This window comes from Paenibacillus sp. FSL R5-0636 (assembly GCF_037974255.1).
Taxonomy (GTDB): domain Bacteria; phylum Bacillota; class Bacilli; order Paenibacillales; family Paenibacillaceae; genus Paenibacillus_AQ; species Paenibacillus_AQ odorifer.
Map to the genome: position 1 here is coordinate 7,025,792 of NZ_CP150232.1, position 25,782 is coordinate 7,051,573.

A 25,782-nucleotide genomic window follows, 5' to 3' on the forward strand; every position below is an offset into this window, starting at 1 on the left:
CCCAGCAAAAAGAAACGGCTTTGCCGTCACTCGTAGATTAAAAAAATAAAAACCGCCCGATTGAAATCGAGCAGTTAAAGGATAAAGTATGAATTATTGCAAATACTTCATTGGATTTACAGCAGTGCCATTCTTCCGAATCTCAAAATGCAGATGTGTACCCGTCGAACGTCCAGTGCTGCCCATTACGCCAATCTTGCCACCCTGCTCCAAGCGTTGGCCTGTAGAAACCGAGATGCTTTTTAAATGACCATAATAGGTCTGGTATCCGTTGCGATGATCTACAATAACTACATTCCCGTATCCACTCTGCACACCTGCAAAGATCACGGTCCCGGCATCAGAAGCTTTTATATTCCGATTGCTAGATACCATATCAATACCCTTATGGGCACGGCTCCAACGCTCGCCGAAGCTACTTGTCAGTGTCGCCCCGCTTACCGGCCAACTGAACATGCCTGTTCCTTCACCAACAACCTTCGTTCCCCGATAAACAACTTCTGGCAGCGAGGCTTGTATAACGGTCTGGCCTAACCATTCTTCTTGGACGACCGTACCATTTTCCTTCGTTACCCGATACTCCATTTCTTTAAGTCCAGTTTGCCCTGGACGAACGACTTTGCTTTTGCCTGCCGCTAGCTGATCGCTCGAACGCACAACCACTTCCGGCTCAGTCACTATTTGCTCAGTCACTTTTTCCACAGTTACTACTGTAACATCTGGTTGGGGTACCTTCAGCTTCAGTGTATCTCCAATCTTCAACGTCAGCTCTTTCACGTTAGGATTGTTACTATAAATCTCTTTTTGGGTGATTTCAAACCGTTTGGCAATCCCCGAAATCGTATCACCCTCTTGAACGGTATAAAGAAGGGGCGCCTCTTTACCTTCGGTAAGTGTCTGGACCGCTGCCTCCACATCCAACACTTTATTAGGATCTGCTTTGATAGGAACGATAGAAATATCTTCACTAATCTCTACCGACTCTACTTGCTCCGGAGTCTTCGCTTTTGCAGCAGATGAGCTGGAAGCAGCCGTTCTTGTTAGCTTACTAGCCGTCGTTGCTACTTCTGCTTGTGGGACATAATGATTTTTTACCCCTTCAAGCACTGCATTAGCAGTTTCCTGATCCTTAACTATGCCAACAGCCTTGCCATCTACCATCAATTGTACGCCTACCGCATAAGCCTTCAGCATTCCATCTAGTTTAGTAAGTGTCGCCTCACTATCAACTTCTGGCTTGTATGCCTTCTGCTCTTCTATTGTAATGCCCTCTGTTTGCAGCACCATGGTTGAATTCGGATATTTCTCCTGATATTCTCGTTGTTTCTTATCGTATAGCTGGTTAAGCTGCGTCTGATCGGTAAGTCTTCCGATTTCTTCACCCTTCACCAACACTTGATAATAGGTAACCGTGTTAGCAGCTACATACTTTTTCTCTGCTCCAACCAACACCGTAGCTAGAAGCACAAGGCCGACAGATCCCAAAATCCAAGCGCGCCGAAATCTGCGAGTACCTTTCTCTTGTTGAAAGTGTTTGGAGTCGTGATCGAAATTGTGGCTCTGTTGAACATTCGCCTCGGACTCTGCTGGATGTCCATCCTGCAGCTTGCTCATCCGACGCATGAACATAAATCCCTTCATGAAACTCTCCCTTTCAGTCCGCTTTTACTTCCGACAAAAGCGGCCAAGCTAATTGTACGACCTCGATTATATAGATTACGTCCATGTAAATTTCTGCGTATACTAGTGCTTAATTCCTGCTTCTAATGAACCTATAAAAAGGTTGTTAAGGAGGTTACAAAAAATTAACCTCTTGAGGTCCTTGTTTACTGTACCATAGCTTAGAGAAAAATTTCAACTTTAGACATAACAAAAAACCCGCCAAATACGCGGGTTTTTTGCGCAAATATGAAATTTTAACCTTTTTCATGTGTCTATAAAGTGACAATTACAAATGCTATTGCGTAGATTCTGTAGTTGGTGTAAGCATTTTCATTATGCTCTCATATTCGTCTGCATCAACATATTTTGCAATTACCTGCTGCAGCTCTTTAACCTCATCTTCTGTTAATCCATCCTCCATCGCTGTTGAAATTTTTGCCATCTCATCCTGGGGTAGTTTGGACATCAAAATATTGAATATATTTACCTTCTCTTCCGATGGAAGCTTATCTTTGAAGTCACTGAGTGCCTCAGGTGTCATTACTAATTGTTGGTCACCAACACTTCCACTTCCGTTATCAGCTGAACTTTCGGTTGTAACTTGCCCCATAACTGGTAAGGCATCAGTCGGAGTATTATCATCTACGGGCTCACCCTTGCCTTTAGCTGGCGAATCCGTGCTTTTGTCGGTCTCCTTGCTAACTGTACTCCCTGTGGTTACTTCTTTATTAGCTGTATCCGAGTCAGATTTGTTATCCATGCCAATAATGCTCCGAATCATTCCTCCAAATCCCGGACCGGGAGTATTCACTTTAATATCGAAGCTAGCCAGTACCGACTGAATATAAGCATTTACAACCACGCCCGTTGTTAGAATTGAAAGAGTGCTGGCAAGTACCACAATCAGACATACGCTAAGTGCACGCTTCACGATCTTCATCTTCATTTCTCCTCTCACCTATGTTCAAGTCTATCTGGTAGATCATGTACATGTTCTTCTATACATCCAGTATTGACTAGAACCGGCCTTGGGAAACGTCTAGGCATAAATCTAGGCCCCAAAAGAGAGAGATATAGTCCTCAGAACAAAAAAAAGAGCCTCTAACGAGGCTCCTTAGTATAACTAGGTTTTAGATATAAATTGGCAATACTTGATTCGTCTGCTCACGGTTACGACCCACTGAGAAGATAGCAATCGGAATACCCGTAAGCTCAGATACACGTTCAACATATCTGCGTGTATTGGCTGGAAGATCATCCAACGTTTTTGCAGAAGTAATATCTTCGCTCCAGCCTGGAAGCTCTTCATATACCGCTTCGCATTCTGCCAGCATTTTGAGGCTAGCAGGGTAATGAGTAATTACCTCACCACGGTATTTGTAGCCTGTGCAGATCTTCACAGTCTCAAGTCCGCTAAGTACATCCAGCGAGTTAAGAGATAGCCCTGTGATTCCACTTACACGACGAGCGTGACTCACAACTACACTGTCGAACCAGCCTACACGGCGCGCACGTCCGGTAACTGTGCCATATTCATGACCTGTTTCACGGATATAATCACCTGTTGCATCATTCAGTTCTGTAGGGAACGGGCCATCTCCAACACGAGTGGTATAGGCTTTTGCAACCCCAATAACCTGTTTGATTTTGGACGGTCCCACACCAGAACCTATGCATACCCCACCGGCAGATGGGTTGGATGAAGTAACAAACGGATACGTACCTTGATCGATATCAAGCATTACTCCTTGCGCACCTTCAAACAACACTTTGCGATCCGCATCAATGGCTTCATTAAGAATAACAGAGGTGTCTGTTACATAATTACGCAGCACTTCTGCATATTCCAGATATTGAGTCAGAATCTCTTCTACGTTAAGAGCTTCCGCACCATAGACCTGTGTAATCACTTGGTTCTTCTCTTGCATCAAGGGGCGGAGTCTCAGTTCGAATTCCTCAGCGTCCATCAAGTCAGCAATACGGATACCGTTGCGTGCTGCCTTATCCATATAACAAGGACCGATACCTTTACGTGTAGTACCAATCTTGTTCGGACCCTTACGGTCTTCTTCGAGAGCATCCAGCACCATATGGTATGGCATAATGACATGAGCACGATCACTGATCACTAAGTTCTTAGTGTCAAAACCGTTCTCGTGAATATAATTAATTTCTTGGATCAAGGCAGCCGGATTAATAACCATTCCGTTACCAATTACACAAGTTTTCTCTTTATAAAATACACCCGAAGGGATCAAGCTGAGCTTAAACTTCTCACCGTCAATCAGAATCGTGTGACCGGCATTATTGCCCCCTTGATAACGGGCGACCACATCTGCACTTTCCGCTAGAAAGTCAGTGATTTTCCCTTTACCTTCGTCTCCCCATTGTGTTCCCACGACGACTACCGTTGACATGTTCATTCCTCCGTAGGTGCTACTTAGCACCATTATTTTTCATAATATGGGCCCTATACGTCATTCTTATGTACGTGGCCCTCCGGACGCCAAGCAGATTTAACCCGCTAAAGGACAATTCTCAGTGTAACAGCGGTTTTTTTCAAAGTCAAATAAAACGAACGATTACACAAAGAAATGTGCAATCGTTCGGGAATTATACATGTCAGGTTTAACCAGCAAAGGGTTCCGCATGTGCTCGCTCGTAGTTAACGAACTTGTTGAAATTTTTAAGAAAGACCAGTTCTACCGTGCCTACGGGACCATTACGCTGTTTAGCTATAATGATCTCAATAATATTCTTCTTCTCCGTATCTGCATTGTAATAATCATCACGATACAGAAACGCAACAATGTCGGCATCCTGCTCGATAGAACCCGATTCACGCAAGTCACTCATCATTGGACGTTTATCCTGACGCTGCTCTACACCCCGGCTTAACTGCGACAGAGCAATAACCGGAACATCCAGCTCACGAGCAATCTGCTTCAGTGTACGAGATATATCCGATACTTCCTGCTGACGGTTCTCTCCGCCTTTACCGCGGCCCTGAATGAGCTGCAAGTAGTCGATGACGATCATGCCAAGTCCTTTTTCCTTCTTCAGTCTCCGGCACTTTGCACGAATATCGGTTACCGTGATACCTGGTGTATCGTCGATATAAATCTCCGCTTCAGATAGAGACTGAATACCCATCGTCAGCTTGGACCAATCATCATCACTCTTGAAGTCACCGGTACGCATAATATTGGCATCTAAGTTGGCTTCAGCACAAATCATCCGCTGTACCAGCTGTGGCGCTGACATTTCCAGACTGAATATCGCAACAGTTTCTTTAGCGCGTACTGCCACGTTCTGTGCAATATTCAGGGCGAATGCAGTCTTACCAACAGATGGACGAGCCGCAACAATGATCAGATCGTTACGTTGGAATCCGTTAGTCATATGATCTAAATCCACAAATCCGGTTGGGATACCTGAGGTACCCCCCTTATTTTGATGAAGCAACTCAACCTTGTCGAACACTTCCATCAAGACATCGCGGATCGCAATAAATCCACTGCCGCTTCGCCGGTTGGAGATTTCAAGAATACGCCGCTCTGCATCACTCAGCATATCGGCTACATCTTCACCGCCAGTATAACCTTCGCTCACAATCTGCGTGGCTGTGCGAATCAAACGGCGCAGCATGGCTTTCTCTTCGATAATCTGGGCGTAGTATTCTACGTTAGCAGCAGTAGGCACGGCATGCGCCAGCTTAGCTAAGTAGCTAACACCACCAATATCTTCAAGCTCTCCTTTGTCCTGCAGTCTGGACGTAAGTGTAACAAGATCAATCGGCTGGCTCTCTTCTCCGAGCTGCACCATCGCCTCAAAAATCATTTGATGCGCTTTATCGTAGAAGTCTTCAGTATTCACCCGTTCCATTGCAGTAATGAGCGCTTCATCCTGCAACAGAACCGCACCAATTACCGCCTGCTCGGCTTCAAGATTCTGCGGGGGAACCCGATCGAAAAAGAGATCTCCACCCATGTTACTCCTCCGTTACCTCAACCTTAAGTGTGGCCTTTACTTCAGTATGCAATTTTACGCTTACTTGAAATACTCCTATATGGCGAATTGGCTCACCTAATTCAATCTTGCGCTTATCAATAGTAATTCCTTTGGTGGAAGCCAGTGTCTCAGCAATCTGTTTGCTTGTAATAGCGCCGAATAAACGTCCGCCTTCACCTGATTTTGCTTTCATTGTCAGTGTTAACTCGTCAAGCTTCTTACCCAATTGCTGTGCTTCTTCTTTTTCGTTATCTTTACGGCGTTGTTCAGCAGCTGCTTGATTCTCCAGCGTCTTCACGTTACCTTCCGTTGCCGGACGAACCAATCCACGTGGCAATAAGAAGTTGGAAGCATAACCTTCGGATACCTCTTTAACCTGACCTTTTTTACCTTGACCCTTAACATCTTTTATGAAAATGACCTTCATTCGAATAACCCCTCTTTCGATTCGATTTCCGCCAGCACCTGCAGTAATCTGGCTTCTGCTTCTTTACATGTTCCTTCAAGCTGTACTGCGGCATTGGACAGATGCCCACCGCCGCCTAATTTCTCCATCACGACCTGTACATTCATACGTCCGAGTGATCGGGCACTAATGCCAATCAGGCCGTCAGGCCGCTCGCTGATGACGAATGAAGCGACTACGTTGGTCATCCCAAGTAGCGTGTCCGCAGTCTGAGCAATAAGAAGCTGCGGGATTTTCATGCCTGGTGCCGTAACTACGAGCGCGATTTGGTCATACACCATTCGCGCATGTTTGATAATTTCGGCTTTGGAAATATACTCCTGTAAATCCTCCTTCAGCATGCGCTGAATAAGTACGGTATCGGCACCATTCCGGCGCAGGAAGCCTGCGGCCTCAAAGGTACGCGAACCCGTATGGAGCGCAAAATGCTTCGTATCCACCGTGATCCCTGCTAACAACATTGTAGCATCCAACGGACTGATCTTTACCTTCTCATGGATATACTGAAGCAGCTCTGTTACCAACTCACAAGTCGATGAAGCGTAAGGTTCCAAATACACCAATACAGCATCGTTAATGAACTCTTCACCTCTGCGGTGATGATCCACCACTACAATTCTGCTGGCATATTGCACTAGCCGCGGCTCCATCGTCATAGACGCCTTATGTGTATCCACAACAATAAGCAGGGTATGCTCTGTCATGATCTGTAGGGATTGCTCCGTTGTGATGAATGACTTATACAACTCATCATCCTTACGAATCTGCTCCATCATGTTAGTTATCGATGGATTAGGAGTCTCCATCACAATGCTAGCCTCTACATTATACATCTGCGCAGCCCTTAACAGGCCGATTGCAGCACCCACAGCGTCGATATCCGGTGTCCGATGACCGAGGATCAGCACACGATCGCTCTCCTGCATCAGATCCCGCAAAGCATGCGCAATGACCCGCGCCCGCACTCGGGTACGCTTCTCAGCAGCATTACTCTTGCCACCGTAGAAGGATAACCGTTGGCCTGCTTTTACAGCCGCCTGATCACCACCTCGGCCCAGCGCCATGTCTAGACTGGATTGGGCCAATGCCCCTAATTCACTTGCAGAGTCTGCGCCAAAGGCCAGACCAATACTCAGTGTCATAGGTACCTTGAGATCAGCAGTCATTTCTCTGACTTCATCTAGAATCACGAAGCGGCTCTCTTCCAATGCTTGCAGGCTACGATGATTAAGCAGCATTAGATAACGTTCCGAGGACAACCGCCGCAGATAAACCTCAAACTGCTTACTCCATTCAGTGATCTCACTCGTCACCTTAGCAATCAGCGAGGTTCGCTGTTGATCATCCATTCCTTGAGCGGATTCATCCAGGTTATCCATCATCACTATGCCGATCGCCAGCTTCTCATCCTCATACCGCTCACGTAACACCACAAGCTCAGTGATATCATACAAGTAAAGAATACGCTCACTCGGAATAATGACAGCTTGATAAAATCGTTCATCCACGGTGATCTCAAGGCGGGTGTCATGGAGCACACCTTCTTTGCCGACCTCCCGCTTACCCGCTGCAGCACCTGTAAAAAAAGACTGCATATCAGGCAATAATTCTTGCAGTGATTCCCCAACTAAAGACTTGCGTGCGAAAATATCGCCGGCATAGCGGTTATTCCATTCCACCGTTCGATCCTCGCTAAACAGAATGATTCCAAGCGGCAGCATGCTGACTGCTTCGCCCTCTACCCGCTTAATGCGGAAAGACAGCCCATTAATATATTCCACCAGATTACGGCGGAACGAGATCTCCGCTTTCAACATATAGAAGCATAAAGTACCTGACAGAAACAGGCCGGCGACCCCAAGCGCCCAGTTATAGACACTGACAATTATAATAAGGACCAACAGCAGCATGAACGCCCATACGGTATGATAGCCGTGCCAGCGTCTTTGCAGAAATTTAGGCATGAACTCTCACCCTATCGTTTCGATTTGGTCACATACTCCCGCAGTGGGAACGCAAGATCAATAATACCAATAATGCGCAGCGGCGGCAGTAAAATAACCGGTATCGCTAACAAAACGGCAGACATCTTGTTCCATTTGCGTTCATGCGCCAGGAAGAAGAAAAATCCGATGGCCTGAATCATAAAGCCAATTCGCAGCAATGGCAGAAGATTGGCAGAAATCATGAGGATGAAATTGTTCTCCGACCCTGAGAAGAAGAGCTGTAGAACAACACCAATCAGATAGTACCAAATAAACGATCTCGAAAGTCTCCATTCACGTGCAGGCTTCATCTTAGGCACTGCATAATTCATACTGTTCAGAATCGGGCGGGCAATAGCATGCGTAATCACAGCAATCATGAAGGAGCTTACGATTAGAGTCATAGGGATCATTTGGACCGTCATATGACTTATCTTGTTTACATCCTCAGTTGAAAATCCAATATCAGTGAGCAGAGGATTGGTAGTTCCGAGCTCGGACAGAGGTGAATTAACCATTTGTAATACATCGTTCACATAGGTAGACAGGTCAAAATTAAATAATGCCGTACCCAGCAGCAAAAGCAGCAGGAACTGTGCAAGAATCGTAACCGTACCTGCGATCACAGTAGACATGGCCGGGGCATGTCTTTTATACCAGCGCCCCATAACCAGAGCCGGTATTAAGAAATACGCAGCTATCAACAGATAAATTGGTGTAATCAAGCCTACAATCAGCAACACCGGCAATACATGCAGCACAAATTGTCTCGTGTTCAGTGTAGTAAACAACACTACTGCCGGAACAATCATAAACAGGGTAGTGATGATGAGGAGTGGAGTCGTTAAACTAAGCAGCAAAAGTAAGTATGCTACGCTCCAAGCCACAGATGACCAGCGAAATTTCAACAGTATTCACCTCTTACGCATATGTTCTTCTAAAGCAGATATATCTTGGTACCAATCTTCCAGTTGATGCCCTTCCTGCTTGTGCTTTCTAAGCTTCTCCAGTAGCAAGTCATCTAAAGAACGATAAGGAATCCCTAGTCTGCGGCCCAAAATATAAGAGCTCATAATCAAGCTAGCCAGACTGTCACCGACACGGGTAGTACTGCCTTCCCATAACGCTTTAAATAACCGTGAAACTTGATCAATCACTTCGGTTTTCAGCCATTCAATTACCTTGGCGCGCTTGGCTACATCCAGATCCTTCGGCACATTGGACACGTCTCTCTACCTCCGGCAAAAAGCTTTATTCTCCATTATAGCATAAAAAATTCGGTGTCACACTGGACGCCCCGCGCCCCTTAAGTATGCTTCAATCCATGCTGACTATGCCTCTTTTTGGAGAGGAGCTTTCTTTAAAAAAGACCCGCATTCCGTTATCGCCGGAAATACAGGCCTTGTTCCGATAGCTTCTATAACCGCGAATACACTGGGACTATAATGATTCCTGTGATTGTCTTGTTACAAATTTCTCGCAATACTCTATGACTTGACTCCGGCGAACAATTCCAATAAACCGGTTCATATCATCGACCACAGGTACAAAGTTCTGCACCTTAGCCAAATTAATTAGATCTTCCATATCCGCATCAATCGAGACCGGCTTGTTATTCATACGTAATGGAACGTCCTTCAGCAAAAATTTTGAAGCGTTCTCAAACGAAACCTTGCCCTCCGACTCTTTCATGTACCAGAGCAGATCACCTTCCGTTACCGTGCCGGCATACTCTCCATTACGGTTAAGAATCGGGACTGCTGTATAGCGGTGAAACTCCATCCTCTCAAGCGTTTGGCGCAGCGTAGAATCGAGCGTTACGCAGGCCACCTCCTGTTTCGGAAGTAAAAAAAATGCAATATTCATCTCTTGATCCTCCTCAAAGAGTTCCGAAGGAATTACGGTTCTTTAACTTCCTTTTACTGCCATGCCAATGTGATTATACGTAGCAGCTAAATAATAGTTCCAACTCATTATAACATGAAGACAGTAAGCAGCAGCCATGAGAATGTTTATGGCTGCTGCAATTTATTTATATGAGTTTAGCTTTCCAATTAGAATTACTGCGTAACTGCTGTTGCTTTGGGCTCGAGTGCATTACTTGCTTTTCCCGGCTCAATCAGTTGATCTACTGGTGTTCCTGCATTCATCCAATTATCAATCAGCGCCTTAGCTTCACGCAAATCCTCTTCATCAACGATATCATAATAAAGTCCGTCAATACGTTTTCCTTCGCCCATTACCGTAAAGCTTGAGATATCCATGTCTTTGCCGCCCATGAATTTCTTGGCCAGACTAATGATCATTGAAGGCTCTATATCGGTCTTAAAATTATCGCCCATAATATCCAGCAGCTTTGGAATATTGCCGATTTGGCTGATCGATAACATTTTATTAGCTACAACATCAATAAAAACCTGTTGGCGTTTGGTCCGGTTAAAGTCACTATCTTCACGGTAGCGTGTATAGTTAAGTGCTTCTTGACCGTTATAATTCGACTTTCCACCCTCGATCGTAAACTTTTCATGGTCCTTACCCTTGTTTACAATGTCCTTCTTGATTGGCAGCGGAACGCCTCCAATAGCATCAACGGCATCCTTGAGCCCTTGAAAGTTAATGGTGGCATAATACTGAATATCATGCTCCAGCAGTGCTTCCAGAGTATCCTTAGCCATTTGCTGCCCACCAAAAGCATAAGCATGGGTAATCTTATCTTTTTTATTATCGTTATGGCCAATAATCTCGGTATACGTATCACGTGGAATAGAAATAAGCAGAATTTTGTAATCCTCTGGGCGAACAACAGCATACATCATAGTGTCCGAACGTGCGGTTTCATTGTCGCGTTGATCAGTCCCGAGCAGCATCAGCGAGAATGGATCGCTTTTGTATACAACCGGCTCTGGCTTAACCTTATTCTCATCCTTAAGTGGCTGGTAAGATTCTTCTTTCAGCTTGCTTTCTACTCGATCGGACAAAAAGAGGTCAAAAGCTAATACGGCCAAAGAATTCCGAAAGAGAAAACCTCCCGCTATAATAACGACGAGAACAATTAGCGCAATGTATCTTTTCTTTATTTTTTTCATCTTTGATTCCTTCTTTATTGTAGAATAATTACACGTACCATATATTTACAATGCCTCCTGATCGTTCTCAGGCAGTCATGGTTTTATTTCTCTCGGCGGCGAATTTACTGTCCCTTATTCCATTATCTTATTGTCCCCCCTTTCAGGAAATTCGGGTCATTCTAAATTATAGAAAAAAAGTTTTTTTGTGTTTCTAAAATAATATGGGATAAAACAATATTTCTATTGTAATCACTAAATGGATAAAAAGAAACAACAAATACCGACATGAATAGGGAAAAAGCACCATACCAAGTAATAATTACTGGTATGATGCTCCAAATTTAACTTCGAATCCCAAGGGCATGTATAATATGTTTTACCCGTTCTCCATAATGTAAACCGCGGAAAAACCCATAATCGAACAATTTAGCAGCACCCTCAAATCGGCTGCCATAAGTCTCCGCCCCCATAACGACCGCAATAAGCCGGTGCCCCTCCCGCTGGGCTGATCCCGCAATACAATATCCCGTCTGGCTATCATATCCAGTCTTCAACCCATCTGCTCCATCGTATGCGTAAGCGCCGCCCATACCTGGAAGCATAAGGTTGCTATTACTAACATATAACCCTTTATCCTTTAATTGCATCTGTGTACGACCGGAAATATTCAGTACATCAGGATGATTATGGATTAGCGCAGCTGCCAATTTGGCTGTATCCCTCGCTGTCATCATCGTCTGGCCACCGATATGCGTAGGCTGACGAATGATACCAAGATCCTTGCTAGACAATCCAGAGGCGTTGGTAAATACCGTATTAGGAGATAAACCTAAACTACGTGCTCTATCATTCATCATAAGTACAAAAGAATCCTCTGATCCTGCCATATATTCTGCCAATGCAACTGCAGCATCATTAGCAGAATATATGGTGATGCCTTCGAATAGCTCCCTTACTGTATAGAAATCTCCTCGTTTTAATGAGAGACTCATACCTCCCATTTGACTGGCGTAAGCACTAATAGGGACTCTATCCTCCCACCTAAGGGTTCCAGAGGTTATGTGATCCAGCACAATCATTTCAGTCATTAATTTAGACACACTGGCCGGTGGCATAGGCACATCGCCGTTTATATTGACCCATATGTCTCCACTATCCATATCTAGCAGCACTGCTGAACCCGCGTCAATATCCGGTTTAAAGCCCAGCTCGATAGGCCTCCACACCGTAATTAAGACAACGACTATCAAAGCTGCACCAGCCCATATTAATATCCGTCTCTTCATCGTTGTCATCCTCCATAATATATATGACGAATGAAACAGCAATTTGATTTCACTTTTTGCGTAATTTTTTTTTTTTTTTTTAATTTAGTCCTTTATCCACCATTTATTAGGCTCAATTATGGAGCCCAAAGAATCAACACGCACACCTTGTAGACGTTTATTGACAGCAGTAATGCTTTCTCTTTCCGCAAAAAAGATCATTGGAACCTCTTCATTCACTAGCTTCTGCCATTCATAATAGATTTGTTGTCGATAATCTCTATCATACGCCTTCATACTTGTGCCATCGCGAATCAATTCTTCATTCCGCTCCGAGGACCAACGTGGGTAGTTCCACAAATCATTCTCTCTCCAGAGACCTGAAGGATCAGGATCATTAGCTAATCCCCATACCCCGTTAAACAACTCAATGGACGGATCATCAGCCTCTACTGCTTCATAGAAGGTGTTGAGCTCTTTTAACGCCCCACCATTAAGCTGCACATCAAGTCCCACATTTCGCCAATCCTCCAGAATAGCAGCAGTTCGTAACTCCGCTGAATGACTGCCTAGCATAGAATCATAATGAATAACTAACTTTTCTCCTTTTTGATCCTCACGCAGCCCATCTCCATCAACATCTACAAAACCAGCCTCATCAAGCAGCTGCTTCGCTTTTTCCGGATCATAGGGATACGTATTAATCTGACTATCAGGGATCTTCGCCCAGCTTGCACTGGAAACCGGAGTTTCTATAGGCTTGCCTAACCCATGAGAAAATGATTGAATGATCCCCTCCCGATCAAGTGCATAATACATCGCCTGACGTAATCTTTTATCCGCAAATTTAGGGTTATCCATTACGATTTTTTCAGCTTCACTATCCCAATACCCAAATTTAAACCCTATATACTCATAAGCAAGCTCATTTGATTGTAAAATATTAATATTATCGAGTTTACTCAACTTTTCATAAGTATCTCGTGGAGCATTCTCTATATCAATTACGCCTTGTTCAAACAGGCTGATGATTTCCTTGTCATCAAATACCTTATACAACACACCATCCAATAAAGCCTTACCTTTATAGTATTGATCAAAGCGCTTCATCTCCACCCGCTGGCCAGGTTCAATAAGGCTCACCTCAAAGGGGCCAATCCCAATCGGATTTTTTCGCATCTGATCACTCTCAGGCATATCCTTAACAGCGACTCCAGTATAATATTTTTTATTCATCGGATACGGCCATAGATTATCAATCGTATTTACGCGGGCAGCTGTCATTGTTATTTTCAAAGTATAAGGATCTATAACCTTAAGACCTGTTATATTCTTCGCCTCACCTTTATGATAGGCTTCCGCACCTTGAATCATTTCCACACTATAATAACGTGATCCGGTGTAGTCTGGACTAGCAATAGTCTCCATCGCAAATTTCCAGTCCTCTACGGTCAGTTCATCTCCATTATGCCAACGGATTCCCGGTTTGATTTTAAAGGTAAATATTCTATGATCCTCGGACTCCTGCCAAGTGGCGATATTAGGAACCGTTGATAAATCATCATCTATCGTAAACATGGCCTCAGTAATAAACTCCAGCACATGAAAATCATCTTCACCTTCATAAAAAGCAGGCTCAAAGAAGCCCATAAACGGCGATGAGTATCCATAAGTAACTACTCCGCCAGTCTGTGGCTTTTCGACCACCTCATTGTGATGTAAAGATAATGAATTACTGCTGGTACCTGCTCTGCTGCATGCTGACAATACAGTAGTCATCACGAGCATTGTTAACAAGAACCCGCATATCTTCTTATTCTTCATGTGTTCCTTCCCTTCTCTAGTTGAACGTATATCTACATCTAAGCTATGGAATAAATATTTACTGTAACAAAGTTTTAGAATGGTTACAATAACTTCTAAGCTTTAGGCCTATACTCCTGCTTGAATTTACGCATATTTCATAGTATTTATAAAAAAAGAGGGACCTACCTCATAGGCAGATCCCTTTATTTCATTATTCTTCATCCTTATGCGTAATTCTCAGGCCTTCGACATGCTTACGCTGCATCAATTTACGCTTTTTACGGGTATCCTTGCTCTCAAAAATTATATCAAAGTCATATTCCTCAGGATACAGCTCATCTTTGGATAGATATGGCTTTAAACGTTTATGATTAATCCGCATTTTTTGCTTCTGGATCATCACTCCGACCATTCCTAAGTGATCTTTTTTCTCATAAACAATGCCTATCCGCCCCAGTGAAGTTACAAGAACGGCATCACCAATTTCATATTGGGTCTGCTTCTCCTTATCGCTCAGTGATTCCACAGCCGTTTCTTCTTTTTCAAAATCCTCTATAACAGTTGCAGTCTTCCCTTTCTCTCCCTCTTTGCTAAAAAGACTTGCCCATGCCGACCCATCACCTTTCTGCAGCCTTTGCTGCTGCGCCTCAACGATCTCCCACGATCGCTTGATAACGTTATCCTGGATACCCAGCTTTTTAGCAATTTGCAGAGCATAACTCTCCCCCGCTTCTCCGATAGTCAGACGATACAACGGCTGCAGCGTTTCTTTGTCGAATTCCATTCGTGCATTTTGAAAACCGGCTGTCGCAGCGGCAAAGGCTTTTAGCTCGTTAAAGTGGGTTGTGACGATAATATTCGCCCCTTTACGGCTCAGCTCTTCCAGAATGGCGATTGAGAGGGCGATTCCTTCCCCAGGGTCTGTACCTGCCGCCAGCTCGTCAATGAGCAGCAGCACCCCTTTAGAGGCATCTCTCAGCATTCCCTCAATACTCTTCATTTGTGCCGAAAATGTACTCAGTGATTGGGCCAAACTTTGTCCGTCTCCGATTACACTGATCACATCCGTAAAGACCGTAAACTCACTCCCCTCCTCGACCGGAATCAACAACCCCGATTGAGCCATGAGGGTCAGCAGCCCGAGGGTCTTGAGCACCACCGTTTTCCCGCCTGTATTTGGACCTGTAATGATTAGGGATTTATATCCCTTCCCTATCTCCAGGCTAATTGGAATCATGCCCTGCAGCATGGGATGTCTGCCTCCGTTCATCCTTAGAAAACCCCTATCATTTAGAGTAACCTCAGATGCTCCCAGCGTTCGTGCATATTTTGCTTTGGCAAAAATAAAATCATAGGTGCCTGTAACCTCGATATTTAGGCGCAGTGCAGTTTGTTCCTGTTCTACCATGCTGGTCAGCATACTGAGGATCACAGCTTCTTCACGTGCCTCTTCTCCTAATAACAAATCCAGCTCAATCTGCATGGAGGCGATCTCATCTGGTTCGATGAACACCGTCTGTCCACTTGTGGATTGATCAAGTACCGATCCCTTTATTTGCTTATGATACTCCCGCTTTACGGGGATAACGTAACGTCCACCACGCTGACTATAAATATTCTCTTGCAAAATCGATTGATGGCGCGACATGATCCCGTCAATTTTTTTATGAAGACGTTCTTTAGCTACGCCAATCCGTTTACGAACCCGCTCTAACCCCTTACTAGCTCCATCATCAATTCCCCCAAAGCGGATACAGCGGTCAATTGCTTCCCGCACATGATTTAATTCCAGCAGCGAGGAGGCATAAGCAGCAATCCGGGGAGCACTTTGCTCTTTAGAAGCCATATATTTGCGCAATTGACTACAGCTCTTTAGAAATGTAGCCACTGCAGTGAAGTCTTGCTCACTGTACAGATATCCAGTCCCCATTAGTGACATGATCCACTCAATCCCCTCTAATGAAGGAATCGGTACACTGGACCCCCGCTCCAGCAGCTCTTTAGCTTCAGACGTTTCCTCCATCGCTCTTTGAATGGAAGGCAAATAGGTCATAGGCATAAGCTCTTCTACAGTTTTCTTTCCTACATAAGATACCGCATGACGGCTAAGCTCGGTTTTAATAATTTCGTATTCCAACGTGTTTAGACTTTGTAAATTCACAGCAAATCCTCCTTATTGATCTAACTATTTTTTTGGAACAAAATCTCCCTAACGCAAAAAGGACAAAGAATGCCACTATGGCAGTCCTTGCCCTTCTTTTTATACTATTGTTCTCTGGCGTTTTAAGGTCCCCCTATAAAAGCCAGGGTGGCCGAAAAACAAAAAAACCGTGCTCTAAGAGCACGGTTAATTACAAAGAGAACAATAGCCGTAAAGAGGCCATATGACGCTTCGTGTGTTCTTAACTAAATCATCCACCGTTAGGAACAACAGACATCTGTGCGAGACGGACTCAAATAGAGCACGTAAACGCCAAAAGACGAGCCTGCTAAAGCCTTCCTAATCCAGTGTTATGAAATTGCTAGTTAAGAACGGTCACCAACATCAATATTTCCCCTTTTATTATAGGATAGCTGTAATTTAACACATTCCAGATTGAACGTCAAACGTAATCCGCACGCTGGCTTTTCACAACAAAAAAAGCAGCCGGTTTCCCGACTGCTTCTATAAAACGTCCTATTCCGTTGTGTAAGGAAGCAACGCGATTTGACGCGAGCGTTTTACAGCAATGGTAAGAGCGCGTTGGTATTTTGCACTTGTACCTGTTACACGGCGTGGCAAAATCTTTCCACGTTCGCTGATGAACTTCTTAAGAAGTTCAGTATCTTTATAATCAATGTGAGTAATTTTGTTCACAGTGAAAAAGCAAACTTTTTTACGCTTGTTGCGTCCACCACGACGTGCTGGTCTTTTGTCGTTGTCAGCGCCTTCTCTTGGTTTAAAAGCCATATTCTTTTCAGTCCTTCCTAATTAAAATGGCAAATCATCATCCGATATATCAATCGGTTTACCATCGCCCGAAAAAGGATCTTGAGTATTGTTGTTACGCGAGAAATTATTGTTGTTATTTCCGCGTCCAGCGTTACCACCGCCACCATATGCTGGCTCTTCAGGCATACTACTTGCACCACTTGAAGTATTTCCACCTTCACGGCTTTGTGAAGATTCCAGGAAACGAACATTATCAGCAATAACTTCAGTTACGTATACACGTTTACCTTCGTTATTCTCATAGTTCCGCACTTGGATGCGTCCTTCCACTGCTGTCAGACGACCTTTGCGCAAATAATTGGCACAGGTTTCTGCTAGCTGTCTCCAGGTAACAACCGGGATGAAGTCTGCCTCACGTTCACCGTTCTGGCCCGTAAAGTTACGATCTACGGCAAGCGTAAATTGAGTTACGGCAACACCAGCGGGAGTATAACGAAGTTCCGGGTCACGGGTCAACCGTCCGATCAAAATGATACGGTTCAACAATTCTGGTCCCCTCCTTTAGAGCGATTCATTACAAAGCTTGTCAAGATCTTAAGCAACGTCGTTCGTAATGAGATAACGAATAACTTCGTCAGAAATCTTCATAAGACGTTCTAATTCAGTAACTACTGCAGGTTCTGCATTGAAGTTAACCAAAACATAAACGCCATCACGGAATTTCTTGATCTCATACGCAAGACGGCGTTTACCTTGCACTTCGTGCTTTGTAATTTCCCCGCCATTGGAGATGATGCCTTGGAATTTATCGACTGCTGCTTGAACAGCTTCTTGTTCAATGTCAGGACGAATAATGTACATCACTTCATATTTGCGCATAATTTTCACCTCCTTATGGTCTGAGGCCCCTAATCACGTCAGGAGCAAGGAACGAGCACAAACATAGACTCGCACCTGATTAATATACCAAAACGAGCAGCAGAGTGCAAGCAATATTAATACCGGACAACCCTCCACCCTCTTTTTACATGAAAAAAACCCTACCTGCGCACAATAATCAGTGAATTCATCTGCACTTAAGGAAGGAGCGATAATGATGGGCGAAAAGACAGAATATGAAAAAGGCGACAAAGCCCCCAATCCAGGCATGTATACAGAGGTAGGTGAAGCGCGAAGCTTCCATACCGAAATTCAGAATCCACAGCATATTAAAATGGAAAAAGGGGACACCTTCCCCGAGACCAGTAACAAAAATCGGAAGTGGAAAAAGGTTGAAAAAGCACGTGTACATTAATTAATAATAAATGTGTATAAAAAAACCGACATTACACCATACTATTCTCAGGCAGTACAAAAGAGAGGTGTGGTTCCGTTGGCCGTCGTAGACGAACACAATCACAGGATATCTGATTCAGCATCTATTGTTAGCTGGGAATAGTAGTGGGTTATTGTCTAAAAAGCAGTAACCTCAGCAACGCCTAAATCACTTTAGTCGCTATATACAGAGAAATTCCAACATCATTGATGTACTGCCTCTTAAAGAAGGACCCGAAAGGGCCCTTCTTTTTGCATGTTATGATCTTTTGCAAACAGCTCATTGGACACAAAAAAACCTCCGTTACAGGAACGAAGGATTCATTAGAATGTTATATTATGCTGAAGTGGCGGAGAGGGTGGGATTCGAACCCACGCACGCTGTGACACGCCTAACTGATTTCGAGTCAGCCCCCTTGGGCCTCTTGGGTACCTCTCCGCAGCAAAAATAATTGTATCATGCAGACATGCCATTTGCAAGCTTAATTATTGTCTGTATTTCCCTCTGCAGAACGCAGTACCTTCTTCATATTCTTCTCGAATTTCGCCCGGGGAATCAGAACACTGTGCTGACATCCTGTACACTTAATGCGGATATCCATCCCCATACGAATGATCTCCATCTCATTAGATCCGCAAGGATGCTGTTTCTTCATCTGTACAATATCTCCAAGCTGAAAAACTTTACGTTCCACTACCCTTCCCCCTTTTTCCCCTCTTGTGTAGCTGCGATTTGGCGTCTTGATCCAGTGTCAGGCGTATCCGATACTTCCTGCTCATTTTCTGTTTTTCCCAGTTCAATTTCAGCCTTTGCTTCTTCTTCTGCCTTCAAACGAGCTTCCTCTTCGGCTTGAGCAGCTTGAGCCTGCTCTAGACTGCTTAGTTTCTCTAGTGCCTGCTTAATATCATTCTGAATCTGTCTCTCCGCAACCTCTTTTGCATTGGGTAAACAGCTAGCCGCTATACGAATTACATATTCCGAAGTACTCATGGACTGTATACCGAGCACATTAGGATAAGCAAGCACATTAGAGTTACGCTCTTCTATTCCCTTTAACGCTTCTCCAATCAAACCTAGCGTGGCCTCCAAGCTGCGCTCCATTTTTACAGGAACATCAACTACAGCCAATGCATTCGAGAGAGAATAGTTGGTCACGTTCGTGATTAATCCATTCGGGATAATAAATACTTCTCCAGTTGTGCTTAACAGCCTGGTTGTTCGCAGTCCGATTAATTCTACAGTTCCTTTATAGGTACCTGTTTGAATCACATCACCCACTGCAAATTGATCCTCTAAAATAATAAAGAAACCTGTAATAACATCCTTCACCAAACTTTGCGCCCCAAAACCTACTGCTAAACCAAGTACACCCGCTCCAGCCAACAATGGTGCCAAATCGAAGTGGAACTCAGAAAGCACGAGCATGATCATCACAAAATTACAGATAACTGTCACTACATTTTTCATCAATTCCCCAACCGTAGTAAACCTTCGTGTGTTGGACAGAAGTCTGCCACCGGTTTTACGCTCAAGCGAACGATCAATAATATTAGAAACAATTTTAATAATAACCCGGGTTAAGAGAAAAATAACAAGAATCCGTAGACCCGCAAATAATACATCCGCCCACATATCAGCATCGGTAAACCAATTCCACACCTTATCTTTAAAGCGAATGGCATCTTTTAATGTATCCGCACCGGGTGTATCAGCCTCCAGTATCCACATATTCATCGCATGTACTCCTCCCTACCCCTAAATCAGTATGTAGTTCTCGTTGTGTTTTCCGTAGATGCCGCGTATTTCTATTTCTTGCTCAACTATAATCTTTTTTACCTCTTCCAGCGCATTTTGAAAAAACTGAATTGAAATTGCACAGCCTGCGGTGATTTCCTTCGGAGTTGGAAATATATCAATTTCTATTTCAGCATACTCAAGCAGCATTTCAGCACGAAGCGCCTGCTGGGTGGAGTCAAACGCTATTAACATCTCATCCTGCATATACGTCAAGCCTCTCCATAGGTTTATCGTCCTATCTCTTGCTGCTGTAGTATAAAACCCCTCTTCTATCCATATACTAGATACCAACAAATAGAATCACCTTTAGAAAGGAAGATGGTATGAACTCCTCATCCAAGGCTACAGCAGCGCAAGAAACGTCCTGTTTAAAAATATCACATACAGATCCCGATATCTATTCCGCAATTACTCATCGGCTACTTTTTCACTTTTCACGCACGCGTCCAGAGACTCAAATTATCGTCATCTGTGTAGGCACTGATCGCTCCACCGGAGATTCTCTCGGTCCTCTTGTTGGTACTGCATTATCCCGCTTTCATAGCCCGTTGTTTCATTTATACGGTACCCTTGAGGAACCGGTTCATGCCGTCAATCTTGAAGAGACTTTGTCGCTAATTAATGAGAAATATAATAACCCGTTTGTCATCGGAATAGATGCCTGCTTAGGTCACTCTACTAGTGTTGGCTGCATCCAAGTCGTTGAAGGTCCTCTCAGACCAGGAGCTGGCGTAAATAAACAATTGCCGCCGGTTGGAGATATCCATTTGACTGGAATCGTTAATGTCGGCGGCTTTATGGAGTATTTCGTATTGCAGAATACACGGCTAAGTCTAGTCATGCGATTATCTGATATTATCGCTACAAGTCTATATTCTGCTTTAAAACAATGGAACCTGCATGCTACTTCTGCTGCAACGCGAGAGTTATAACTTCTTTTTCTTCAGGCGATAAGGCATATTGTGACTCCCCATTTTGCATAGGCTTGGAGTAAATATATGAGTTCTCACGATTATGAAGGCTGGTTAATACAATGCCACTGCTATTGTCATCCAGAATAGCCACCGAGAAGCTCAAATCATTACCACGTTCACCGAAGGCATTATAACGCTTGAGAGCGATATTTGACTTCATGCTGCGGATTTTGACTTGGGTAGCTTCTATCAACGCTTTTTGCTCACGTTGTTCTTCTTCCAGCATGTCGCTTTGGTTCTTCAGATCAACCAGAAGGCCTTCCAGATCCTCCACACCGCTTCCTGCCATCATGGCCTCATATTTGCGCCGTATAGTCCGCAGCTTAGCTCCCTGGGCGATTACAGTCACTATCAGTACTAGCATAATTACTACGAAACCAAACACAAACCACTGCAACTGTTCATTAATTAATTGATTCATTTCAGACATGAATGGACCATCCTTTTTATTTATCTGCTGCGGGCATCAGCCATATAACTCATCCATAGCAGCTAGCATTCTGCTTATATTATGCTCTGTTGTATCTACGCCTACACTCGCCCGAACAGCACCACTTTCTAGTGTATCAACAGCCTTATGTGCCAGCGGGGTACAATGCATACCCGCTCTGACGGCTATTTTATACTCACGATCTAGACGGTGAGCTATATTCGCCGATTCTTCCCCATCCACTACAAACGACACAATTCCAGTTCTCGGAGCCCCTAATGTGGGTCCTAATAGTTTAATGTTTGGAATGCGGGACAACCCCTCCATCAGCAGTTGAGTCAGCTTCCACTCTCTTTCGTGGATAACGTTTGTCCCTATCGATTTTACCTTTTGAACACCGGCTAGTAAACCAGCAATTCCTACCGCATTTTGCGTTCCCGCTTCATACCGATCTGGGCGAACAGAGGGTTGTTCACTATTCTCAGATTGACTGCCTGTGCCTCCATGCATTAAGGGCTCGAGATCCAATTCAGGTGATATATAGAGTCCACCAGTCCCTTGTGGTCCAAGCAATCCTTTATGCCCAGGAAAAGCTAATAAGTCAATATTCATCTTTTTCACATCAATATCAAGCGAGCCTGCACTTTGAGCAGCATCCACTAGAAATATAGCACCCTTTGCTTTAGTTAGATCTCCGATCTCACCAATGGGAAGTATACTACCTAGTAAGTTGGAGCTATGATTACAAATTACCATTTTAGTGTTTGGTCGAAACATTTTGCCCAATTCCTTCAAATCCAATTGACCCGCCCGATCCACCTTCAGATAATCAACACTTATCCCTAGTGACTTACGTAAATATTCCAAAGGTCTCCGCACAGAATTGTGTTCAGTCATTGTAGAGATTACATGGTCCCCTGCTTTGAGCGTACCTCTAATCGCCATATTTAATGACATCGTAGTGTTTTGGGTAAACGCTATGTCTTGTGCATTAGAAACCCCAAACAACTCCGCCAGCAAACTCCGGGCTCTCACCAACACCCGTCCGCTTCCCATGGCCAGCGAATAATTTCCTCTACCAGCATTTGCTCCCGACTGCAAAGCATTCATCATCGCAGCTGCCACCTCTGGAGGTTTAGGCCAGGACGTAGCCGCATGATCCAAATATACGAAGTCTTCCATAACCCCGCTCCTCGTCTCATACTCTTTTTCATTAAGAAGAAATAACGTCGTCACCCTTTATTGATAATAAGCTTATCTGTAGAAAATATAAGGATAATATTCAGCTCTACTTTATACATCCTTATATTTCGAAAAAACATACCCCTACTTATCCGATTACGGATAGCTCAGGATATGTTCTTGGCATAGATACCCATTTAGTTACCCAATAATTCCAACAGTCTTTCTAAGTCCTGCGCACTGTAGTAATTCAGTTCAATCTTTCCTTTTTCCTTACCTTGTTTTATCTTAACCGTTGTTTTAAACCGTTCACGCAATACTTCCTCTACATTATCAATATAGGGATCACGTTTAACAACTTTAATCTTTGTACCGTTCGTTGGCTTTCGATCCAGATTTTTCACCGTTTCTTCAAGCTCTCTTACGCTCCATTGCTGTTCCACGCATTGTTCAGCCAATTGTTTAATAACTTCCGGATCTTTCAAGGCAACAATAGCTCGCGCATGTCCCATAGACATTGTTCCACGTGAAACATATTCTTTTACTTCTTCCGGTAAAGTAAGCAATCTTAGGAAGTTAGCGATGTGTGATCTGGACTTTCCAACTTTCAGAGATAGCTCTTCTTGTGTGAGTGAAAATTGATCCATCAAACCTTGATAAGCAACTGCGATTTCCATTGCGTTTAAATTTTCACGTTGCAAGTTCTCAATCAGGGCGATCTCCATAACCTGTTGATCACTTAGATTTCTTACGACTGCTGGAATCGTAGGTTTACCACAGTATTGCGAAGCCCGGAATCTGCGTTCACCGGCAATGATTTCATACCCCTTCAAAACACTCCGTACAATGATCGGTTGAATCACGCCATGTTGTCTGATGGACTCAGCCAATTCCTGGATTGCTTCTTCATTGAAATCCTTGCGTGGTTGATAAGGGTTAGCCCGTAATTGAGCTAATGGGATTTCTACTACCTTATCATCTTCATTAATAGATAAAGAAGGAATCAGAGCATCCAGACCTTTCCCTAAACGTTTACTCATAAGAAATCACTTCCTTTGCCAACTCTAAATACACTTCTGCTCCCTTTGAGCGAGGATCATAAGTAATAATGGATTGTCCATGAGACGGTGCCTCACTTAAGCGGACATTCCGAGGAATGATAGTTCTGTAAACTTTTTCCTGAAAATACTTTTTAACCTCTTCGATGACTTGGATCCCTAGATTCGTACGGGCATCCAACATGGTTAATAGTACTCCCTCTATTTTTAAATGCGGATTAAGATTTTTTTGCACTAGACGCACAGTGTTTAAAAGCTGACTCAACCCTTCGAGCGCATAATATTCACATTGAATCGGAATGATTACCGAATCAGCAGCTGTAAGGGAATTGATCGTCAAAATCCCAAGGGATGGAGGACAATCAATGATGATGTAGTCATAATTATTTTTAACCGCATTTAGGGCTTTTTTCAATTTCAACTCTCTGGAAATCGTTGATACTAATTCGATCTCCGCCCCCGCTAATTGAATAGTCGCTGGAATGATGTGCAGTCCTTCATTTTGAGTTTCAAGTATCGTTTCTAGAGGATTTACTTCATTAATGAGAATGTCATATATACAATTCGCTACGTCCGCCTTGTTGATGCCAACGCCGCTGGTAGTGTTGCCTTGAGGATCGATATCAACTAGAAGCACTCTTTTTCCTAATGTAGCCATACCGGCACCTAGGTTCACAGAGGATGTTGTTTTACCGACACCGCCTTTTTGATTTGCTATGGCAATAATCTTGGACACTAATTTCACCTCGAATAGTTAGGAAGAATCTTCTCGTAGAACGCAAGTACAAACGGCCAAACCCTGTTCTTTTAATAGGTAGAAACTCTAAAATGCAGGATCGAGCAATACACCCTGATTTAAGTCACACAAAAGGCGGCCAATCACTTTAAGGCCGCCTTCAGCTTTTGAAACAATTTATCTTTTGGGGATTTGGATTACAATCTCGTAATGGTCACCACGGTCATTTTCTGACGTTTTGATTTCCATACCTGAGCCTGACACCATATCAATAGATTGACGAATTGTATTAAGAGCTAGACGAACATCCTTGGTATAGGAGACCCGTTTTGACTTTTTAGTTTGTGAAACTTGTTTATAGAAAGCAATACGAGCTTCCGTCTGTTTAACATTTAATCCTTTTGCAATAATCTCTGCCAAAACTTTTAATTGCATTTCCACACTATCCAGTGATAAGAGTGAACGCGCATGTCTTTCGGAAATCTGACGTTCCATCAATGCTGTCTTAACCTCTTCAGGTAAGTGGAGTAAACGAATCTTATTCGCTATAGTCGACTGACTCTTGCCTAAGCGTTGTGCTAAGCTTTCTTGTGTTAATTGATGAAGATCAATTAACTTCTGATAAGCGACAGCTTCTTCTATGGAGGTCAAACCTTCACGCTGTAGATTTTCTATGAGCGCAATAGATGCAGCCTGCGAATCATTGAACTCACGGACAATAGCAGGGATCGTCTCTAAACCAAGCTTTTTAACTGCCCGCCAGCGCCGTTCACCTGCGATGATCTCATATATAGAATCTCGCATACGGACAACAATAGGCTGAATGACACCATGAGTTTTAATTGTCTGACATAACTCATCAATTTTGTCATCATCGAATATAGTCCGTGGTTGGTAAGGACTGCTAACGACCTCATGAACTGGTATTTGTTTGATTTCTTCTCCGCTGCTCCGCTCGTTAAACCCAAATAGCTTGGTAAATTGTTCTTTCATTCCGTTCATAACCACCTAATTTCGTTATAGTACGATCTTCTTGACCTTCTTCACGGAAAGCATATCGTACAGCAATCTAAAACATTCTGATATTATGGAATT

General features: G+C 43.7%; 26 protein-coding genes and 1 tRNA gene. 2 read left to right on the forward strand and 25 right to left on the reverse strand.

All coding sequences use genetic code 11. The features are described from left to right. Nucleotides 1-93 precede the first annotated feature (93 nt). The 16 genes from MKX34_RS32005 to rpsF form a co-directional block, all read right to left on the reverse strand. On the reverse strand, nt 94-1,641 hold the full coding sequence (locus MKX34_RS32005; RefSeq protein ID WP_076296968.1) for a M23 family metallopeptidase: 1,548 nt from the start codon (nt 1,639-1,641) through the stop codon (nt 94-96). 316 nt (nt 1,642-1,957) lie between these two features. Further along, nucleotides 1,958-2,602, reverse strand: coding sequence for a hypothetical protein (locus MKX34_RS32010; protein ID WP_036677811.1), 645 nt, complete (start codon nt 2,600-2,602; stop codon nt 1,958-1,960). A gap of 190 nt (nt 2,603-2,792) precedes the next feature. Continuing rightward, on the reverse strand, nt 2,793-4,079 hold the full coding sequence (locus MKX34_RS32015) for an adenylosuccinate synthase (RefSeq protein WP_036677809.1): 1,287 nt from the start codon (nt 4,077-4,079) through the stop codon (nt 2,793-2,795). A gap of 211 nt (nt 4,080-4,290) precedes the next feature. Continuing rightward, the gene (gene dnaB / locus MKX34_RS32020; RefSeq protein ID WP_036677807.1) at nt 4,291-5,652 is read right to left on the reverse strand and encodes a replicative DNA helicase; all 1,362 of its coding nucleotides are present in this window, start codon (nt 5,650-5,652) and stop codon (nt 4,291-4,293) included. A gap of 1 nt (nt 5,653) precedes the next feature. Beyond that, a complete protein-coding gene (gene rplI, locus MKX34_RS32025; protein WP_036677804.1) occupies nt 5,654-6,100 on the reverse strand; it encodes a 50S ribosomal protein L9 in 447 nt (148 codons plus the stop codon). Beyond that, a complete protein-coding gene (locus tag MKX34_RS32030) occupies nt 6,097-8,103 on the reverse strand; it encodes a DHH family phosphoesterase (RefSeq protein WP_076296967.1) in 2,007 nt (668 codons plus the stop codon). Before MKX34_RS32030 ends, rplI begins: the two co-directional genes overlap by 4 nt. A gap of 11 nt (nt 8,104-8,114) precedes the next feature. After that, nucleotides 8,115-9,032, reverse strand: coding sequence for a DUF2232 domain-containing protein (locus MKX34_RS32035; RefSeq protein WP_036677800.1), 918 nt, complete (start codon nt 9,030-9,032; stop codon nt 8,115-8,117). Nucleotides 9,033-9,038: 6 nt separating this feature from the next. Then, nucleotides 9,039-9,341: a MazG-like family protein gene (locus MKX34_RS32040; RefSeq protein ID WP_170914153.1), complete on the reverse strand. Its 303-nt coding sequence runs from the start codon at nt 9,339-9,341 to the stop codon at nt 9,039-9,041. Nucleotides 9,342-9,564: 223 nt separating this feature from the next. Beyond that, nucleotides 9,565-9,990 (reverse strand): CBS domain-containing protein, encoded by a 426-nt coding sequence (locus tag MKX34_RS32045; RefSeq protein ID WP_036677795.1) that lies wholly within the window; start codon nt 9,988-9,990, stop codon nt 9,565-9,567. A gap of 194 nt (nt 9,991-10,184) precedes the next feature. After that, nucleotides 10,185-11,210 carry an LCP family protein gene (locus MKX34_RS32050; RefSeq protein ID WP_038573960.1) on the reverse strand — a complete coding sequence of 342 codons (1,026 nt, stop codon included), beginning with the start codon at nt 11,208-11,210 and terminating at the stop codon, nt 10,185-10,187. Between the two features lie 323 nt (nt 11,211-11,533). Further along, on the reverse strand, nt 11,534-12,478 hold the full coding sequence (locus MKX34_RS32055; RefSeq protein ID WP_036677789.1) for a D-alanyl-D-alanine carboxypeptidase family protein: 945 nt from the start codon (nt 12,476-12,478) through the stop codon (nt 11,534-11,536). A gap of 84 nt (nt 12,479-12,562) precedes the next feature. Then, complete coding sequence (gene opp4A, locus MKX34_RS32060; RefSeq protein ID WP_036677787.1) at nt 12,563-14,281, reverse strand: oligopeptide ABC transporter substrate-binding protein; 1,719 nt, start codon at nt 14,279-14,281, stop codon at nt 12,563-12,565. Between the two features lie 193 nt (nt 14,282-14,474). Continuing rightward, entirely contained in the window at nt 14,475-16,424 is a 1,950-nt protein-coding gene (locus tag MKX34_RS32065; RefSeq protein ID WP_076105180.1) for a DNA mismatch repair protein MutS, read from the reverse strand. A gap of 516 nt (nt 16,425-16,940) precedes the next feature. Continuing rightward, nucleotides 16,941-17,213: a 30S ribosomal protein S18 gene (gene rpsR, locus MKX34_RS32070; protein ID WP_036651767.1), complete on the reverse strand. Its 273-nt coding sequence runs from the start codon at nt 17,211-17,213 to the stop codon at nt 16,941-16,943. 21 nt (nt 17,214-17,234) lie between these two features. Further along, nucleotides 17,235-17,741, reverse strand: coding sequence for a single-stranded DNA-binding protein (ssb, locus tag MKX34_RS32075; protein WP_036677780.1), 507 nt, complete (start codon nt 17,739-17,741; stop codon nt 17,235-17,237). Nucleotides 17,742-17,789: 48 nt separating this feature from the next. Beyond that, nucleotides 17,790-18,074 carry a 30S ribosomal protein S6 gene (rpsF, locus tag MKX34_RS32080; RefSeq protein WP_036677776.1) on the reverse strand — a complete coding sequence of 95 codons (285 nt, stop codon included), beginning with the start codon at nt 18,072-18,074 and terminating at the stop codon, nt 17,790-17,792. 217 nt (nt 18,075-18,291) lie between these two features. Here rpsF and MKX34_RS32085 point away from each other — a divergent pair, with 217 nt between their 5' ends. Next, nucleotides 18,292-18,489, forward strand: a complete 198-nt coding sequence (locus MKX34_RS32085; protein ID WP_036677774.1) for a YjzC family protein — start codon at nt 18,292-18,294, stop codon at nt 18,487-18,489. A gap of 368 nt (nt 18,490-18,857) precedes the next feature. Here the strand turns inward: MKX34_RS32085 and MKX34_RS32090 are convergent. From MKX34_RS32090 to MKX34_RS32105, 4 genes are all read right to left on the reverse strand, one after another. Then, nucleotides 18,858-18,948, reverse strand: a tRNA-Ser gene (locus MKX34_RS32090). 43 nt (nt 18,949-18,991) lie between these two features. Then, a complete protein-coding gene (locus MKX34_RS32095) occupies nt 18,992-19,204 on the reverse strand; it encodes a DUF951 domain-containing protein (protein WP_036677772.1) in 213 nt (70 codons plus the stop codon). Beyond that, on the reverse strand, nt 19,204-20,244 hold the full coding sequence (locus tag MKX34_RS32100) for a mechanosensitive ion channel family protein (protein WP_051490990.1): 1,041 nt from the start codon (nt 20,242-20,244) through the stop codon (nt 19,204-19,206). The genes MKX34_RS32095 and MKX34_RS32100 overlap by 1 nt, the downstream gene beginning before the upstream one ends. 21 nt (nt 20,245-20,265) lie before the next feature. Continuing rightward, a complete protein-coding gene (locus tag MKX34_RS32105; protein WP_036677843.1) occupies nt 20,266-20,511 on the reverse strand; it encodes a DUF3343 domain-containing protein in 246 nt (81 codons plus the stop codon). Between the two features lie 119 nt (nt 20,512-20,630). Between MKX34_RS32105 and yyaC the strand changes: the two genes are divergently transcribed. After that, entirely contained in the window at nt 20,631-21,239 is a 609-nt protein-coding gene (gene yyaC, locus MKX34_RS32110; protein ID WP_036677770.1) for a spore protease YyaC, read from the forward strand. Here the strand turns inward: yyaC and MKX34_RS32115 are convergent. The 5 genes from MKX34_RS32115 to noc form a co-directional block, all read right to left on the reverse strand. Further along, complete coding sequence (locus MKX34_RS32115) at nt 21,211-21,711, reverse strand: DUF4446 family protein (RefSeq protein ID WP_038573966.1); 501 nt, start codon at nt 21,709-21,711, stop codon at nt 21,211-21,213. The genes yyaC and MKX34_RS32115 overlap by 29 nt on opposite strands. 36 nt (nt 21,712-21,747) lie before the next feature. Then, nucleotides 21,748-22,893 (reverse strand): aminotransferase class V-fold PLP-dependent enzyme, encoded by a 1,146-nt coding sequence (locus MKX34_RS32120; RefSeq protein ID WP_076296966.1) that lies wholly within the window; start codon nt 22,891-22,893, stop codon nt 21,748-21,750. Between the two features lie 197 nt (nt 22,894-23,090). After that, on the reverse strand, nt 23,091-23,933 hold the full coding sequence (locus MKX34_RS32125; RefSeq protein WP_036677764.1) for a ParB/RepB/Spo0J family partition protein: 843 nt from the start codon (nt 23,931-23,933) through the stop codon (nt 23,091-23,093). Next, nucleotides 23,926-24,687 carry an AAA family ATPase gene (locus MKX34_RS32130; protein ID WP_036677762.1) on the reverse strand — a complete coding sequence of 254 codons (762 nt, stop codon included), beginning with the start codon at nt 24,685-24,687 and terminating at the stop codon, nt 23,926-23,928. Before MKX34_RS32130 ends, MKX34_RS32125 begins: the two co-directional genes overlap by 8 nt. Before the next feature lie 177 nt (nt 24,688-24,864). Next, entirely contained in the window at nt 24,865-25,680 is an 816-nt protein-coding gene (gene noc, locus MKX34_RS32135) for a nucleoid occlusion protein (protein ID WP_036677760.1), read from the reverse strand. Nucleotides 25,681-25,782 lie beyond the last annotated feature (102 nt).